The 15,626-nt window shown below is 72.1% G+C and carries 17 protein-coding genes and 3 pseudogenes; 7 read left to right on the top strand and 13 right to left on the bottom strand.

The window, feature by feature from the left end; all coding sequences use genetic code 11:
• From JWR81_RS34515 to JWR81_RS34520, 5 genes and pseudogenes are all read left to right on the top strand, one after another.
• On the top strand, positions 1 to 137 hold a 137-nt coding region (locus JWR81_RS34515; protein WP_367278851.1), incomplete at its 5' end, for a UBP-type zinc finger domain-containing protein.
• A 567-nt stretch (positions 138 to 704) separates the two neighbouring features.
• Positions 705 to 1,289 carry a CPBP family intramembrane glutamic endopeptidase gene (locus JWR81_RS25365; protein WP_297658284.1) on the top strand — a complete coding sequence of 195 codons (585 nt, stop codon included), beginning with the start codon at positions 705 to 707 and terminating at the stop codon, positions 1,287 to 1,289.
• Positions 1,290 to 1,307: 18 nt separating this feature from the next.
• The gene (locus JWR81_RS25370; protein WP_297658287.1) at positions 1,308 to 1,952 is read left to right on the top strand and encodes a hypothetical protein; all 645 of its coding nucleotides are present in this window, start codon (positions 1,308 to 1,310) and stop codon (positions 1,950 to 1,952) included.
• Positions 1,949 to 2,635, top strand: coding sequence for a VIT family protein (locus tag JWR81_RS25375; protein WP_297658290.1), 687 nt, complete (start codon positions 1,949 to 1,951; stop codon positions 2,633 to 2,635). Before JWR81_RS25370 ends, JWR81_RS25375 begins: the two co-directional genes overlap by 4 nt.
• A 637-nt stretch (positions 2,636 to 3,272) precedes the next feature.
• Positions 3,273 to 3,638: pseudogene (locus JWR81_RS34520) on the top strand (GAF domain-containing protein); the annotation flags it as partial.
• A gap of 333 nt (positions 3,639 to 3,971) precedes the next feature.
• Here the strand turns inward: JWR81_RS34520 and JWR81_RS25385 are convergent.
• The 5 genes and pseudogenes from JWR81_RS25385 to JWR81_RS25400 all read right to left on the bottom strand — a co-directional run bounded on the left by JWR81_RS25385 (position 3,972) and on the right by JWR81_RS25400 (position 6,135).
• Positions 3,972 to 4,271, bottom strand: coding sequence for a hypothetical protein (locus JWR81_RS25385; protein WP_297658296.1), 300 nt, complete (start codon positions 4,269 to 4,271; stop codon positions 3,972 to 3,974).
• A 44-nt stretch (positions 4,272 to 4,315) separates the two neighbouring features.
• Positions 4,316 to 4,558: pseudogene (locus tag JWR81_RS25390) on the bottom strand (DUF6544 family protein); the annotation flags it as partial.
• 64 nt (positions 4,559 to 4,622) lie between these two features.
• A pseudogene (locus tag JWR81_RS34525) lies at positions 4,623 to 5,069 on the bottom strand (DUF6544 family protein); the annotation flags it as partial.
• Positions 5,045 to 5,440, bottom strand: coding sequence for a hypothetical protein (locus tag JWR81_RS25395; protein ID WP_297658302.1), 396 nt, complete (start codon positions 5,438 to 5,440; stop codon positions 5,045 to 5,047). The pseudogene JWR81_RS34525 and the gene JWR81_RS25395, both read right to left, overlap by 25 nt.
• Positions 5,437 to 6,135, bottom strand: coding sequence for a hypothetical protein (locus JWR81_RS25400; RefSeq protein WP_297658306.1), 699 nt, complete (start codon positions 6,133 to 6,135; stop codon positions 5,437 to 5,439). The genes JWR81_RS25395 and JWR81_RS25400 overlap by 4 nt, the downstream gene beginning before the upstream one ends.
• 133 nt (positions 6,136 to 6,268) lie before the next feature.
• On the opposite strand from JWR81_RS25400, the gene JWR81_RS25405 reads away from it, so the two are divergent.
• Both JWR81_RS25405 and JWR81_RS25410 read left to right on the top strand, forming a co-directional pair.
• Entirely contained in the window at positions 6,269 to 7,708 is a 1,440-nt protein-coding gene (locus JWR81_RS25405) for a DUF4389 domain-containing protein (RefSeq protein ID WP_297658309.1), read from the top strand.
• Between the two features lie 226 nt (positions 7,709 to 7,934).
• Positions 7,935 to 9,191: an alpha/beta hydrolase gene (locus tag JWR81_RS25410; RefSeq protein ID WP_297658311.1), complete on the top strand. Its 1,257-nt coding sequence runs from the start codon at positions 7,935 to 7,937 to the stop codon at positions 9,189 to 9,191.
• Positions 9,192 to 9,585: 394 nt separating this feature from the next.
• On the opposite strand, the gene JWR81_RS25415 is transcribed toward JWR81_RS25410, so the two are convergent.
• The 8 genes from JWR81_RS25415 to JWR81_RS25450 all read right to left on the bottom strand — a co-directional run.
• Entirely contained in the window at positions 9,586 to 9,951 is a 366-nt protein-coding gene (locus JWR81_RS25415; protein ID WP_297658312.1) for a hypothetical protein, read from the bottom strand.
• Between the two features lie 232 nt (positions 9,952 to 10,183).
• The gene (locus JWR81_RS25420) at positions 10,184 to 10,654 is read right to left on the bottom strand and encodes a universal stress protein (RefSeq protein ID WP_297658314.1); all 471 of its coding nucleotides are present in this window, start codon (positions 10,652 to 10,654) and stop codon (positions 10,184 to 10,186) included.
• The gene (locus JWR81_RS25425; RefSeq protein ID WP_297658316.1) at positions 10,651 to 12,072 is read right to left on the bottom strand and encodes an NAD(P)(+) transhydrogenase (Re/Si-specific) subunit beta; all 1,422 of its coding nucleotides are present in this window, start codon (positions 12,070 to 12,072) and stop codon (positions 10,651 to 10,653) included. The genes JWR81_RS25420 and JWR81_RS25425 overlap by 4 nt, the downstream gene beginning before the upstream one ends.
• Positions 12,069 to 12,383: a proton-translocating transhydrogenase family protein gene (locus JWR81_RS25430; RefSeq protein WP_367278850.1), complete on the bottom strand. Its 315-nt coding sequence runs from the start codon at positions 12,381 to 12,383 to the stop codon at positions 12,069 to 12,071. The genes JWR81_RS25425 and JWR81_RS25430 overlap by 4 nt, the downstream gene beginning before the upstream one ends.
• A complete protein-coding gene (locus tag JWR81_RS25435) occupies positions 12,380 to 13,531 on the bottom strand; it encodes an NAD(P) transhydrogenase subunit alpha (protein WP_297658318.1) in 1,152 nt (383 codons plus the stop codon). The genes JWR81_RS25430 and JWR81_RS25435 overlap by 4 nt, the downstream gene beginning before the upstream one ends.
• Positions 13,528 to 14,541: a zinc-dependent alcohol dehydrogenase gene (locus tag JWR81_RS25440; protein WP_297658320.1), complete on the bottom strand. Its 1,014-nt coding sequence runs from the start codon at positions 14,539 to 14,541 to the stop codon at positions 13,528 to 13,530. The genes JWR81_RS25435 and JWR81_RS25440 overlap by 4 nt, the downstream gene beginning before the upstream one ends.
• The gene (locus tag JWR81_RS25445; RefSeq protein WP_297658322.1) at positions 14,538 to 14,897 is read right to left on the bottom strand and encodes a DUF779 domain-containing protein; all 360 of its coding nucleotides are present in this window, start codon (positions 14,895 to 14,897) and stop codon (positions 14,538 to 14,540) included. Before JWR81_RS25445 ends, JWR81_RS25440 begins: the two co-directional genes overlap by 4 nt.
• A gap of 4 nt (positions 14,898 to 14,901) precedes the next feature.
• Positions 14,902 to 15,626, bottom strand: a 725-nt coding sequence (locus tag JWR81_RS25450) for an aldehyde dehydrogenase family protein (protein WP_297658325.1), incomplete at its 5' end; no start/stop codon positions are given.

Raw genomic sequence — 15,626 nt, forward strand, 5'->3', positions numbered from 1 at the left:
CACCCAACCAGCACGCCAAAGCCCACTACGAGGAAACGGATCACCCCGTCGCCGCGCCACTGCAGGACGACGCACGCCCGCGGTGGTGCTACGTCCATGAACGCGCCGTCGGATCTGTATCCGCAGGTAGCCCTTGATCTTCATGTCGTGTGCTGCAGGCATGACTCAGCCGCCGGCGACGGGGTCGCGCAGGCCGGAGTCGGTCGGTGAGGCGCCGAGCCCGGTGAACGGGCTGGTCTCGCGCCCGCGGTCCGGACGCGACGGCATCCCGATCGTCACCGGCACCGGGCCCCGTGAGTTGCGGCGGGCAGACCCACGACTACGTCCGCCACGGCACCACCATCAGCGTGGCGAGCGCGAACGACCCGGCGCCGAGCAGGTGGTGGGACCTCATGACATCGGTCTACGCGGGGCCCACCAGGGATGGCAGAGGCGAACGACCGGGGACCTTCGGCACTGGTCCCCCCGGCTTCCGGCGCCGAGCCTGGCTCCCGTGCGCGCCTTCGTCGTCCTCGCCTACGCGCTGTCCTGGCTCTGCTGGCTGCCGCTGCTCGCCGACCGGCAGGACGTCGTGGGGTGGTCGGCGTCGACCTACCTGCACCTGCTGGGCGGGCTCGGCCCGGCCGTCGCCGCGGTGGTCGTGACCGCGACCGTCGCGGGCCGCACCGGCGTCGCCGACCTGCTGCGCCGCACCGTGGCGTGGCGTGGGCGCCTGCGCTGGATCGCCCTCGCCGTGGCGGGTCCGCTGGGCCCTGTTCGGGATCGCCGTCCTCGTCGCCCGGGTCGTCGAGGGCAGCTGGCCGGACCTGGCCCGGTTCGGGGCGAGCACCGAGTACCCGGCCCTACCGCTGGTGGTGTTCTGGCTGGTCAACGTGCTGTTCTACGGGTTCGGCTCGAACATGGGCTGGCGCGGGTTCGCCCAGCCCATGTTCGAGCGTCGCCGGTCACCGCTGCGTGCCGCGCTGGTGATCAGCGTGATCTGGACGGCCTGGCACCTCCCGCTGTTCGGCATCACCGCCACCTACCGCGCCATGCCCGCCGCCGGGTTCGTCGGGTTCTTCCTGAGCATGGTGTCCGGGTCGCTCGTGCTGGCCTGGCTCTACCGGCGCGGCGGGATCCTGGCCGCGGCGGTCTTCCACGCGGTGTTCGACATCGCCACCACCACACCCACCACAACGACGCTGATCCCGACGGTGATGGGCGCCGCGATCACCGTCGCGAGCCTCGCGGTGATCCCGGCCCTGTGGTGCCAAGCGCCGGGCCGGACGGCCCTTCCGGCCCCGTCCTGAGCGGAGCACGGTCGGCGCATGGCCCTCCCGCTGCGCACCGTCGCCGTCTCACTCGCCGTACTGATCGCCGTCAAGGCGCTGGGGTGGCGGTGGATGGCCCGCTGGGGCGCGACCACCGACGAGATCCGCGCCGAACTGCCCGGGGACGACCTGGTCGAGGGCGCCGATCTCACCTCGACCCGCGCGGTCGCGGTCTACGCCCGCGCCTCCGAGGTCTGGCCGTGGATCGCCCAGCTCGGACAGGGCCGCGGCGGCTTCTACAGCTACGACGCGCTGGAGAACCTGGTCGGCTGCGATATCCACAGCGCGCAGGAGATCGTGCCCGCCTGGCAGGACGTCGTGGTCGGGGCCGAGGTCCGGCTCGCACCCGAGGTGGCCATGACCGTGGCGTCGGTGGACCCGGGCCGCTCGTTGGTGCTGCGCGGCGGGATCCCGCTGGGGCGTTCCGCGCCGTTCGACATGACGTGGGCGTTCGTGCTGCGCGAGGAGCCGGACGGCACCACCCGGCTGATCTCCCGCGAGCGCTACGGGTACCTGCGGTGGTGGGCGCCGCTGGTGGTCGTCCCGGCGTCGGCGGTCAGCTTCGTGATGAGCCGGCGCATGCTGCACGGGATCGCCGAGCGCGCGGAGATCGCGGCGCGCGCGGTCCCCGCGGCAGCATGAACGGTGATGGGCTGTCCGGACGGCTCAACCGGCTCCGGGCCGGGGTGCTGGGTGCCAACGACGGCATCGTGTCCACCGCCGGGCTGGTCGTCGGGGTCGCCGGGGCCACCACCGCCACCGGCGCGATCCTCACCGCGGGCGTCGCCGGCGTCGTCGCGGGGGCGGTGTCGATGGCGCTGGGCGAGTACGTCTCGGTGAGCAGCCAGCGCGACACGGAGAAGTCCCTGCTCGCCCGCGAATGCGCCGAGCTCGAGCAGTTCCCGGACGAGGAGCTGGCCGAGCTGGCCGGGATGTACCGGGCCAAGGGCGTCAGCGCCGACACCGCACAGCGGGCGGCCGAGGAGCTCACTGCGCACGACCCGTTCGCCGCCCACTTCGACGTGGAGCTGGGCATCGACCCGCACGAGCTGATCAACCCGTGGCACGCGGCCGCCGCCTCGGCGGGCGCGTTCGTCCTCGGGTCCCTGCTGCCGCTGCTGGCGATCCTGCTGCTTCCGGCCGGGGCGCGGGTCGCGGTGACCTTCGTGGTGGTGCTGGTGGCACTGGCCCTCACCGGCGCCGTCAGCGCGTCACTCGGCGGCTCACCGCGTGTGCCCGCGGTCGTCCGGCTCGTGGCGGGCGGCGCCCTGGCCATGGCCGTCACGTACGGGATCGGCCTGCTCGTCGGGGCCGCCGGACTCTGAACCACACCACCCACAACGAACGAACCCGCCGACCGCCCTGAACGGCTTGCCCACATCCTGCTCGTCCACGCCGTCGTCGCCTGCGCCCGCTGGTCGCCCTGATCCTGGCGGCGAGCGCGCTGCGGTCCGCCGTCGCCCGCAGGCTGGCCGGCCTGAGCGCAGTACGCGTGGTGATCGTGTGGTGGCGCAGGCGCGAATCCCGCCGCACTGACGACGATCATCGAACAGCCCGGTTGGGTTGGGGCCTGCGACCTCCGATCTCCCCGACGGCGCGCGCGGCACCGAACCGTTCCGCGGCTAGCAAACGCCTCTAGCGATAGTCGTTCACAGCCGTTCCGCGTTGCGTCGGAGCACCTGCCAGACCACGGCCCATGTCGCCGGGCAGTAGGAGTGCACCACCCCGTGCGCCCCGGAGGCTCTCGCCGGACGCCCGGTGGGCAGCCTCGCGGGGACGTCCCCGCGTAGGCTTCCCGGAACTGGGGGCGCACTCGCGTCGCGGGGCATACCGCGCCGTCGTTCTTGGCGAACAGCTACTGGGCGTCCGCGAGCGGAACGTCCGGGCAGGTCGCTGATCCGCATGACACATCCTTCCGATCCAGACACCGCTTCGGCGATCTCGGAGTTGGCCGGCCTGTTGATGTCCACCGACTCGTTCGAACAGTTGCTCCAGGGGCTCGCCGAGCTGTCCGTCCGAGCCGTTGGCGGCGCGAGGACGTGTGGTATCACCCTCGCCCAGGACGGACGAGTCCTCACCGTGGCATCCGCCGATGCTCTGGCGACGCTGCTCGACGTGAAGCAGTACGAACACGACGAGGGCCCATGTCTACAGGCGCTGCACACCGGCGAGATCGTCGACGCGCCGGACCTGACCGACGAGGACCGCTGGCACGGCTACCCACTTATCGCAATCTGGCACGGCATCCGCGCGGTGTTGTCGACACCGCTGATGGTGGCCGACAAACCAGTCGGAGTACTGAACCTCTACGCAACCGAACCGCACGCGTTCAGCGCCCAGGACCGGCGGCTGATCGGGGTGCTGGCCGAGCAGTCGGCCATCGCGGTGACTGCGGCACTGCGCCACTACGACGACGCCACCCTCTCCGATCACCTGCGGACCGCATTGTCGTCGCGCTCCACGATCGACCAGGCGATCGGCATCATCATCGAACGACACGACCGACTCCGTTCCGACCGGCTCCAGCAGGTGTCGGCGCATCCGCCACGCCAGAGCCTGCGACCAACTGATCGTCACGCTCGCAGGCTAGCCGCAGATCCAGACGACCCACAGAATGTCGTCTCCTGCCCGTTCGAAGCCTCAGGGTTGACGCAGGGCATCTCACGGCCGGACCGGCATGTGCGGCACCGAGCGCACCAGGACGACCGCGAGCCCCAGCCCGGCGACGCCGGTGAGAACCGGAACCGCCGCCCGTGCGGCTCGGGGCGGCAGCACGAGCTCGAACAGCGGCACCGGGTCGCCCAGTCGCTTCTGCAGCGGGCCGAGCGGGCAGTCGCCGTTCCCGACCATCAGTGCCACACCCTCTCCCGTCAGCGCGGAGGCCGCGACCCAAAGCAGCCGGCCACGGCGGCCGGTCAGCGCACACCACCAGACGTAGGAGAGGCTCGTCAGCTCGGCCACGGCGATCACCGTGTGGGCAGCGCGGAGCCATCGGCCTGCGGCCCTCACGCCGCACCCGTGATCTCGGCACGGAAGAACTCGCCCTCGTCCTGGCGGTCGGTGCCCCACCACCAGCCCGCCCGGAGCTCCGACGGGATCGTGATCCCGCCGAACGTCCGCTCGGCGGTAACGGTGACCCCGAACGGGTAGCGGCCGTAGGGAGCGCCGGGCGGGCGCCCCCAGCGCTGGACGAGCACGTCCCGCACCTCCCCACCCCGGCCCGACGTGTATCTTGACCCGTTGCTCGTCCCCGCCGACGTGCCAGAGGCCGACCGCGACGTCGGGCCGCTCGCCGGTCGTCCACGTCGCGCCGCGAAAGGTCGTGGGGGCCAGCACCACCTCCGCGGCGAGCCGGCCCGCTGCGCTGCGGGCGATCTCGGGCCCCTGCGCGGTCATCACCGGGATCAGACCGAGCAGCCGCCATCGCATCGCGGCCGTGCCGGAGCCGAGCCGGTCGTAGCCCACCACCGGCATCCCGAGGACGTGCGCGGTCGCCGCCCAGACATAGCCGTCGGGTGGGGCGAGCACCTGCCGGGCCGTGAAGCGCCGCCACGCACCGATGCGGATCGTGCCGTGCATCGTCAGCTCCGTCGACGCGGCGAGCGGGCAGCCGGGCGCGATCGCGTGCCTCAGCCATCGGATGGCCGCTCCAGGTAGCCCTTCGATGGAGTTCGGGTCGAACGGCAGCGGCGGCTCGTGGGCTGCCCCCAGCCGATGCCACTCGGGGAGTGTGGTCACTGCCGCATCGTCCGCATCCACGACCCGGCCAGCACCGCGATCACGACGACATCGACCGCGATCCCTGCAGCCACGACCGACGCGGACGGGACCAGCACGGCCAAGGACGCGACGGTGGCAACGAGCGCAACACGGCGCCACCGCCGCCGGGCGACCAGTAGAGCCGCAGCCGCCACGAACAGCACGGTAACCAGCAGCCAAAGCCCTCCGACGACCAGGCCGGCGGCCGAGCCGGCCATCGGGTGCACGTCCTCGTAGCGCAGCCCGCCGGGCCGGCCCCACCGCCACAGCAGGGCCACCCCCATCAGATGGATGAGCCCGTGGCCGGCCAGGACCACCGCCCCGACCATCCGCACCACGCGGTGGGTACGGGCCGGCTCGACGAGCGTCACGATCGGCCCGCCGGGACCACGTCGTGCGCCGGGGCGGCCGCGAACGCCCGGCTCAACGCGACGCAGGCGATCGGGAAGGCCACGACGTAGCCGAGGATCCCGATCCCCCGCAGCGCCATGACGTCGATCGCCGGGCCGACCAGCCCGACGAGACAGAGCACTCCACTCACCAGCAGCCAGAGTCGCGCGGTGCGATAGCCGGGACCGGTGAACACGGCGGCGGCGAACACCAGCGACAACCCCAGGAGCAGGTCCCACGCGACCACGTCGACCGCGTAGAGCATCGACGGCCACGCGAAGTCGAAAAGCCGTGCGAAGCCGGGCACCGACTCCGGCTCGATCCGGCGCACCATCACCAGTTGGACCACGTGCACGGTCATCGTCAGGCAGGCCGCCACGAGCATCCAGCCGAACGCGACCAGGCCGAACATACGCAGGTGGACCGGCGCGCACGCGTGCACCGCCGCCATCAGCACCACCATCACCGGCGCCATCACCAGGATGAGCACCTCGGCGACGGCGAGATAGGGGTCGGGCAGCGGATCGGTCAGGTTCCCCATCGACGCGAAGCCGACCACCATGACCACGGCGTAGGCGGCGCTGATGGCGGCCACGAACATCGCCGACCACCGACCGGCGAGCCGTTCAGCCGGGTGGCCGCCGAGAAGGGTGCGATCCCGTTCGGTGATGTCCATGCAGCCACCCTGCGCGGAGCGACGTCGCAACGACCAGTGCCGAAGGACCCCGCCGACCGGTTCGGGGCCTTTCGCCTCTGCTGACCGGAGCGCACACGCGACGACGGTGGGAGGCCGACACCCAGGGGGCACCGTGACATCCACGATCGACAGCCCGGCCAGCGCCGGTCCCACGAGCACCGGGCCGGGCCGCGGCGGTCCCGTCCGCGTCACCGCACGCCTCGATGAGCCGCTCAGCCGGGGGTTGTGGCTGGTGAAGTGGCTTCTCGTGGTGCCGCACCTGGTCGTGCTCACGTTCTTGTGGGCCGCGTTCGCCGTGCTCACCGTCGTTGCGTTAGTCGCGATCCTGGTCACCGGCCACTACCCGCGTTCGATCTTCGAGTTCAACCTGGGCGTGCTGCGCTGGAGCTGGCGCGTGGGCTACTACAGCTACGGAGTCTTGGGCACCGACCGCTATCCCCCGTTCACCCTGGGCCCGGCCCCCGGCTACCCGGCCACCCTTGAAATCGCCTACCCCGCACACCTCACCCGCGGGCTCGTACTGGTCAAGTGGTTACTCGCCGTTCCTCACTACCTCATCATCGCCTTCTTCGTCGGCAGCGGCAGCTACGCCGCCTACTCCGGCACCACGAACGGCAGCTGGACCTCCGGCGGCCTGATCGGCCTGCTCGTCCTCGTCGTCGGCATCGCACTGCTGTTCACCGGTCGCTACCCCCGCGGCCTGTTCGAACTGCTGCTCGGCACGCACCGGTGGGTGCTGCGCGTGGTGGCCTACACCGCCCTCATGACCGACGACTACCCACCGTTCCGGCTCGACCAGGGCGGCAACGAACCCACCGCATCCGCCTTCGCAACCCCGTCCGCGACTCCGGCGACCGCACTCGACGCGCATCCGACGTGGTCGACCGGACGGATCGTCACCGTCGTCATCGGGTCGGTGCTGCTGCTCGGCGGGATCGGGGCCGCCGTCGGCGGGAGCGCCGTGCTCGCTGCCGACCGCGGTGGCCGCGACGCCGACGGTTTCCTCAACACCCCCACCCGGACCTTCACCGGGAACGGCTACGCCCTGGTCTTCGACCCGCTGGAGCTCAGCAACGCCGCCACCAGCCAGAACGTCGGCGCTCTCGTGGGCGACGTCCGGATCCACGCCACCGCCCCGGGTCCCGGGGTGTTCGTCGGGATCGGCCCCGCCGATGCCGTGGACGGCTACCTCGCCTCCGTCGAGCGGGACCGGGTCGTCGGGTACCGCACCGACAGCGGAGCCGTCCAGCAGCCGCTCTCCGGCGGCGCACCCGCCACCCCGCCCGCGCAGCAGACGTTCTGGGTCGCCTCCGCGGCCGGTCCCGGCCCGCAGCAGCTCACCTGGACCGTCGCCGGAGGCCGCTGGGCCGCTGTCGTCATGAATGCCGACGGCAGCAGGCCGGTCGTTACCGACCTGTCCGCAGGCGCCACCGCACCGGGCCTGCGATGGGTGTGGATCGGCCAGTACATCGGCGCGGGCATCGGTCTGATCGCCGGAGCCCTGATGGTCCTGTTCGCCGTCCGCCGACACGACCGGCGCGAACGGGCGTGACGACGGCAACGGCCCGTCTCTGGGCGTTGCCCGCCCTCTGGCGCCACCGTGGGTGGGCCGCCGGTCTGGTCGTCGCCGTGGGCGCGGTCACGGGGACGGCCTCGGCCCTTCTGATGCCCCGCGGCCCGGTGTCCGCCTGGCCGGGTGTCGCGGTCATGGTCGCCGGGTTGCTGTTGGGCGCAGTCGCGGGAATTGTGCTGCGTCGGCGTCTCGCTGTCGTTCTGGTGTGGCGGCGCACGTCGCGGCGCTGGAGCTGGCCCGCATATCCGTCGCCGGGCCGGCCGTCGACGGGATCCATCTCGGCACCCAGTACGGCATCATCGCGTTCGTCACCGGCCGGGTGTTCGACGGCCTCCTGCTGGGGTTGCCCGCCTTTGTCGGCGTCATGTACGGGGCGGGGCTGGCCCGTCGGCGGTCCGGCGGCGCCCCCGGACGGCCCTGGGCGGTCGGGATCCGCCGGGTGTCGGCCGCACTGTTCGCTGCCGTGGTGGTCACCGGTGCGGTGTACGTCGCCCAGCCGGCCCGCACGGAGCCGATCCCGGGCGGCATCGCCGAGCTGACCACCGCACACGTCGGCGGCCACGACACGGGTCTGATGCTCCGTGGTCAGGACACCACGGCGCCCGTGCTGCTGTACCTGGCGGGCGGGCCCGGCGGCACCGATCTCGGGGCGATGCGGCTGTTCGGTGCGCCGCTCGAACGCGACTTCCTGGTCGCCACCTGGGACCCGCGCGGAGCCGGAACCTCCTACGGCGCGCTGGACCCGGCCTCGACGCTGACGTTCGACCGCGCCGTCGACGACACGATCGAGCTCACCGAGCAGTTGCGCGCCCGGTTCGGTCAGGCCCGCATTTACCTGGTGGGCAACTCCTACGGCACGCTGCTTGGCGTCCGCGCCGTCCAGCTGCGCCCGGAGCTGTTCGCCGCCTACGTGGGGACCGGGCAGATGATCAGCCCGGTCGCGACCGACCGCATGTTCTACGACGACACGATCGCCTGGGCCACCCGCACCGGCGACGACGTGCTGCTCGCCACCCTGCGCCGCAACGGCCCGCCACCCTACGCGAGCGTCTTCCCGTACGAGGCAGCGCTGACCTACGAGCGGGAGTGGAACGACTACCCCCGCGTACCCGCCTACGCCGCAGCGGGTGAGCTGCCGGCGAACGTGCTCGTATCGGAGTACGACCTCGTGCAGAAGGTCAGGGCCATCCCCTCGTTCCTCGACTCGTTCGCAGCGCTCTACCCCTCGCTGCAGGGCATCGACTTCCGTAGCCAGGTTCCCCGGCTGCAGGTGCCGGTTCACCTTGTGGAGGGCGAGCACGAAGCGCGTGGCCGCGCCGTTCCGGCGCGGGAGTGGTTCGACGCCCTTCAAGCCCCCGCCAAGGTCTGGACAGAGATGCCACAGGCGGGCCACCGTCCCGCCTTCGAGCAGCCGGAACGCTTCGCCGAGGTGATGCGCATGGTCCGGAACGGAACCCGCTGACGGTTCGGCGGTACCAGTCACGCCCCGGTCGGAATCGCCGCTCTGCCCGGCGGTGACGTCGAGCTCCTGGCGCATCCCCATCGGCGTAGTGGTTGCCAGGTCGCACACCAGCTCGTAGCGGCGGGCGGCAGTCCAGCCGACCGCGCCGCCGGCGATCCCCTCCCCACCGTCGGCCGCACAGCTCGCGGCCCCCTCGCCCACCACCCCGGTCTCGTCCACCCGCCCGTCCGCTCCCGGGAACAGCGCGCCAGCCACCGCCGACGGTTCCGGTGCCGCACACGGCCAGGGCCAGCACGGCCACCGCCGCTGACGCTGCCGCTACCGTCATCGTCGTTCTGCTCATGGCGTCAGCGTCGTCGTCGACGATCACCGCGCGTAGAGCCCAACGACCCGCTCAGGCCAGCCAACGGGCGCGACGCACCACAGGTGTGGCCGACCAGACACGGCCCAGACCCAGCGTGTTCCCCGCCCCCAGCAACGCCAGCAGCACCAGGACACCCGCGTAGACGAGGTGGTCGTCCATGAACGGGTTGCTCGCCGGAGGCAGCACGGCCGCCCACATCAGGACCGTCACCAGCGCCCCGACCACGGCGACCAGGCGCATCCCGATCCCGAGCACCAGCCCCACCCCCAGGGCCAGCATCGCGGCCATGAACAGCACGTCGACCACCCCGTTGCCGGCGATGGCGTGGAAGAGGTCCGCGAACGGGCCCTTCGACGAGCCGAGGAAGCCCTTCGTGGGGCTCCCCCGTTCAGCCACGACTTGGCCGCGGTGGTGTCGTGCCCCAGCCCGAACAGCTTGTCCAGGAAGGCCCAGAGGAACACCCAGCCCAGCGCGAGCCGGACACCGGCGAGCACATAACGGGTGGTGGAGCCCAGCTGCACCCCGGCCGGGCCGATGGCGGCCACAACAGGGGTTGTCGCCGAGGGCCGGAGCAACGCAACTCACTCTACTGGGCCAGGGCCGGACGGCACGCTTGTGTCGACTGTGTTTACCTGTTGTGCACGATGGTGACCGGGCACGGCGCGTGCTGGGCGCACTGCTGGCCCACCGAGCCGAGCAGGAGCCCGGCGAAGCCGCCGTGGCCACGGGACCCGACGACGAGCATGTCGGCCCCGCGGGCCTGCTCGACCAGCACCCGCGCGGGCGGACCGTTGGCCACCACCCGCTCGATCGTCGCGGCACCGTCCGCCTCGGCCTTGTCCACCGCCGCGTCCAGTGCGGCCCGGGTACTCTCCTCGACCCCGGTCGGATCGACCATCGGCCCCCACGCCCCTGCGGTGTAGGCCAGTGTCTCGAGGTCCCAGGTCATGACGGCCCGCACGACGGCGCCGCGCAGCCGCGCCTCCTCCACGGCGAACCGCAGGGCGTCCTGCGCACCGTCCGAACCGTCGACTCCGACGACCACCGTGGCCATGTGCTGCTCCTCGTTCATAGTTGGTACTTCGGGATGTGCGGTCATACGTAGGAGTGCAGGCCGGCGAGCAGCGCGCCCAGCTCCGCCTTGGCGTCGCCGAAGAGCATCGCCGTCTTCGGGTCGGGGTAGAGCTCGTTGTCGACACCCGCGTAACCGTGGCCGAGCGACCGCTTGATCACGATGACGCTCGTGGCCTTGTCGACGTCGAGGATCGGCATGCCCGACACGGCGTTGCCGGGGCGGCGGGCGGCCGGGTTGGTGACGTCGTTGGCGCCGACGACGAGCACGACGTCGGTGCTGGCGAACTGCGGGTTGATTTCCTCGAGGTCCTTGAGCTGGGTGTAGGGGGCGTTGGCCTCGGCGAGCAGCACGTTCATGTGGCCGGGCATCCGGCCGGCGACGGGGTGGATCCCGTAGCTGACGTCCACGCCGTGGTCGGTGAGCGCCTGCGCGAGCTCGACGAGCTCGTGCTGGCCCTGTGCGGCGGCCAGCCCGTAGCCGGGCACGATGACAACCTTGTGGGAGTAGGCGAGCTGCAACGCGGCGTCGTCGACGGTCACCTCGCGCACCGTGCCCGACCCGGCGGCCGGCGAGGCGCCGGCCGGTTCGTCCCCCGTGCCGAAGCCGCCCGCGACGATGTTGAGCAGCGAGCGGTTCATCGCGTCGGCCATCAGCTTCGTGAGGATGCCTCCCGCGGCGCCGACGAGCGCGCCGGCGATGATCAGCGGGGTGCTGTCGATGACGAAGCCGGCCATCGCGACGGCGGTGCCGGTGAACGCGTTGAGCAGCGAGATCACCACCGGCATGTCGGCGCCCCCGATCGGCAGGGTGGCGAGCACCCCGAGCCCCAGCGCGGCCACGGTGAGCACGGCGAGCAGGGGAACACCGCCGTGACCGGTCGTGTAGACCAGTGCGGCCGCCAGCGCGATCACGGCGAGCAGCAGGTTCAGCACCCGTGCCCCGGGGAACGTGAGCGGGCGGCCGGGGATCGTCCCGGCGAGCTTGGCGCCGGCGACGAGCGACCCGGAGAACGTGATGCCGCCGATGAGCAGGTCCAGCGCGGTGGTCAGCGTGGTGCTGACGGGCTGGTCGGCCAGCGCGACGGAGCCGACGTGCCCGATCGCGTCGCTGAAGGCGATGAGCGCCGCCGCGCCGCCGCCGACGGCGTTGAAGATGCTCACCAGCTGCGGCATCGCCGTCATCTTCACGCGGCGGGCCGTGAGCAGCCCGGCCGTGGCCCCGACGGCCAGGCCGACCGCCAGCACGATCACGCCGGTGACGGTGATGACCCGGTCGTGGGCCAGCAGCACGACGGTGGTGACGACGGCGGCGGCCATGCCCGCCGCCGAGAGCTGGTTGCCACGCCGTGCCGTGGCCGGCGAGGTCATCCGGTGCAGGCCCAGCACGAAGCACACCGCCGCGGCGAGGTAGACGACGTGCACCCCGGTGTCGAAGCCGGTCATCGCTCGTCCGCCTTCGGCTCGATGCGGGCCGGGCGGGCCCGGAACATCTCCAGCATCCGGTCGGTCACGACGTAGCCGCCGACGACGTTCATCGCGGCGAACGCGGCCGCCACCAGCAGCAGGACGTACCCCAGCGGGCTGTTCACGACCGCAGCCAGGACCATCACACCCACGACCACGACACCGTGCACGGCGTTGGATCCTGACATCAGCGGGGTGTGCAGCGTGGCGGGGACCTTGCTGATGATCTCGAAGCCGACGAGCAGGCTCAGCACGAAGATCGTGATGTCGGCGAAGAGCAGGGGCGTCATGAGGGGTCTTCCTGGGTGAGGGCCAGCACGGCGGGATGGACGACCGCACCGTCACGGGTGACGAGCACACCCGCGGTGATGAGGTCGCCCTGGTCGAGCTGCACCTGCCCGTCGTGGACGAGGTGGGCGAGCAGTGCGGCGACGTTGCGCGAGTACGCGGTGGACGCGGCCTGGGGCATGGCCGAGGGCAGGTTGCCCGCCCCGACCAGCGTCACGCCGCCCGCCGTGATCACAGTGGTGTCCGCCACGGTGCCCTCGACGTTGCCGCCGAGCGGGCCGGCCGCGAGATCCACCACCACCGATCCCGGGCGCATCCCGGCGACCGCGGCCGCGGACACGAGCACGGGCGGGCGCCGCCCCGGCACCTGAGCCGTGGTGATCACGACGTCGAAGGTGCCGACGGCGTGGACCATGGCGTCCTGCTGGGCGGTGTGCTCGGCATCGGTGAGCTCGCGGGCGTACCCACCCTCCCCGGCGGCCGAGACCAGGCCCAGGTCCAGGAAGGTCGCACCGGTGGAGGCGACGTCGGCGCGGGCGGCGTCGCGCACGTCGTAGCCGGTGACCACGGCACCGAGCCGGCGCGCGGTGCCGATGGCCTGCAGCCCGGCCACCCCGGCGCCGACGACGAGCACCGCGGCCGGACGGACCGTCCCGGCGGCGGTCATCAGCATCGGGAAGAACCCGCCGAACGTGTCGGCCGCGACCAGCGCAGCCTTGTAGCCGGCCACGTTGGCCTGCGAGGTCAGGACGTCCACCGACTGAGCACTGCTCAGCGTGCGCGGCAACCCATCGAGACTGATCGCGGTCACCTTGGCCTCGGCGAGCTCGCGGGCCAGCTGTGGATCGGTGAGCGGCGCGAGCAGTCCGAGCAGGATCTGGCCCTCCTGCAGCTCACCGCGGTCGGCCGGGGCGTGGACGCACACCAGCACGTCGCACGTGGCCCCGAGCGTGTGCCGGTCGACCACCCGGGCCCCGGCCGCGGCGTAGGCGGCGTCGGGGAACCACGCGGAACCGCCCGCACCCGCCTCCACCGCCACGGTGGCGCCCACCTTCAGCAGGCGGGTCACGCCGTCCGGGGTCAGGGCGACGCGCCGCTCCCCCGCCGCGGTCTCCCGCAGCACGCCGACGGCCGGGCCCGGGGTGGTCACAGCTCGAACACCACGCGGGCGGGCACCCGGCCGGCGAGGACGTCGGCGATGGAGTCGTTGACCTCGTCGAGCTTGCGGCCGACCGTGACCACCGAGGTGCGCCCCGCAGCGTGCAGGGCGAAGACGTCGGCGAGGTCGTTGCGGGTGCCGACGATGGAGCCGATCACGGACTTCCCGCCGATGACGGTGTCGAAGATCGGCAGGCTGATCGCCGCGTTGTCGGCGGGCATCGCGACGCACACCAGCCGGCCACCGGGCCGCAGCGACCGGTAGGCCTGGTCGAACGCCTCCGGCGACGCGGCGAGCGCCACGGCGACGTCGACGCCGCCGAGCGCCTGGATCGCCGCGACCGGGTCACCGGCGTGGGCGTTGACCACGTGGTCGGCGCCGAGCTCGGTGGCCATGGCGAGCTTCTCCTCGGTGATGTCGACGCCGATGACGAACCCGCCGGCGATGCGCGCGTACTGCAGCGCGAGGTGTCCCAACCCGCCGATCCCGAAGATGGCCACGGTCTCGGCCGGGGCCACCCGCGCGACCTTGATGGCCTTGTAGGTGGTGACGCCCGCGCAGGTCAGTGGGGCCGCCTCGAGCGCGCAGATGGCGTCGGGCACCGGGGTCGCGAAGGCCGCCGCGACGACGGTGTACTCGGCGAAGGTGCCGTCGATCGAGTAGCCGGAGGTCTGCTGGCGCGCGCACAGCGTCTCCCAGCCGCCGATGCAGTGGCGGCACTCCCCGCAGGCGTAGGCGAGCCAGGCGATGGCGACCCGGTCGCCGACCGCGCGCGAGCTCACCCCGTCGCCCAGCTTCTCGATCCGGCCGATGCCCTCGTGTCCGGGGATGAACGGCGGGGTCGGGGTGATCGGCCAGTCACCGTGGGCGGCGTGGATGTCGGTGTGGCACAGGCCGGTGGCCTCGATGCGCACCAGTACCTGGCCCGGGCCGGGCTCCGGCACGGGCAGGTCCTGGATCTGCAGCGGGGCGTGGAAGTCGGTGACGACGGCGGCTCTCATGAGGTGCTCCGATCGGTCGGGTGGAGTGGAGCGGTGACGAAACGCAGGCCGTCGCCGGCGGGGAGTGAGAAGCCCTCGGGGTTGCCGGGGGCGACGTCGAGCACGTGGGTGCCGCGGCGCCACGCGGCGTCGAGGGCGTCGTCGATGTAGAACGGGCAGCCGTCGATCTCGCCCAGCAGGACGTCGCCCGCGCCGACGATCAGCTCGCCCTCGGGCAGGCACATCGGGGTGCTGCCCGCGCAGCACCCGCCGGACTGCACGAACATGACCGGCGCGCCCCGGGCGGCGCGCAGACGGCTGATCGCCGTGCGGGCCGCCGGGGTGGCCGTGATCCGCCCCGTGTCTGGGATGGTCACCGGCTCAGAACAGCCCGAGCGGGGCGTCGCTGTAGCTGACCAGCAGGTTCTTGGTCTGGCTGTAGTGGTCCAGCATCATCAGGTGGTTCTCGCGGCCGACGCCGGAGATCTTGTAACCGCCGAACGCCGCCCCCGCGGGGTACTGGTGGTAGCAGTTCGTCCACACCCGCCCGGCCTTGATGCCGCGGCCCATCTTGTAGGCGCGGGAGCCGTTGCGCGTCCAGACGCCCGCGCCGAGGCCGTAGAGGGTGTCGTTCGCGATCGCCAGCGCGTCGTCGTCGTCGGTGAACGTGGTGACGGCGAGGACGGGCCCGAAGATCTCTTCCTGGAACACCCGCATCTTGTTGTCCCCCTTGAGCACCGTCGGCTGGAAGTAGTTGCCGCCCGCGAGCTCGGGGGCCACGGTCGCGCGCTCGCCGCCGATGAGCACCTCGGCGCCCTCGTTGCGGCCGATCTCGACGTAGGAAGCGATCTTGTCGATCTGCTGCACCGAGACCTGCGGGCCGAGCTGGGTGTCGGTGTCGAGCGGGTCGCCCTGCCGGATGGCGGCGATCCGGGCGAGCGCGCGCTTCATGAACTCGTCGTAGATGTCGGCGTGCACGAGCGCCCGCGACGGGGCGGTGCAGACCTCGCCCTTGTTGAACGCGAAGAGCACGAAGCCCTCGATCGCCTTGTCCAGGAACGCGTCGTCGTGGTCCATGACGTCGGCGAAGAAGATGTTGGGGCTCT

Origin of the sequence: Pseudonocardia sp. (assembly GCF_025965585.1) — a bacterium.
GTDB lineage: Bacteria > Actinomycetota > Actinomycetes > Mycobacteriales > Pseudonocardiaceae > Pseudonocardia.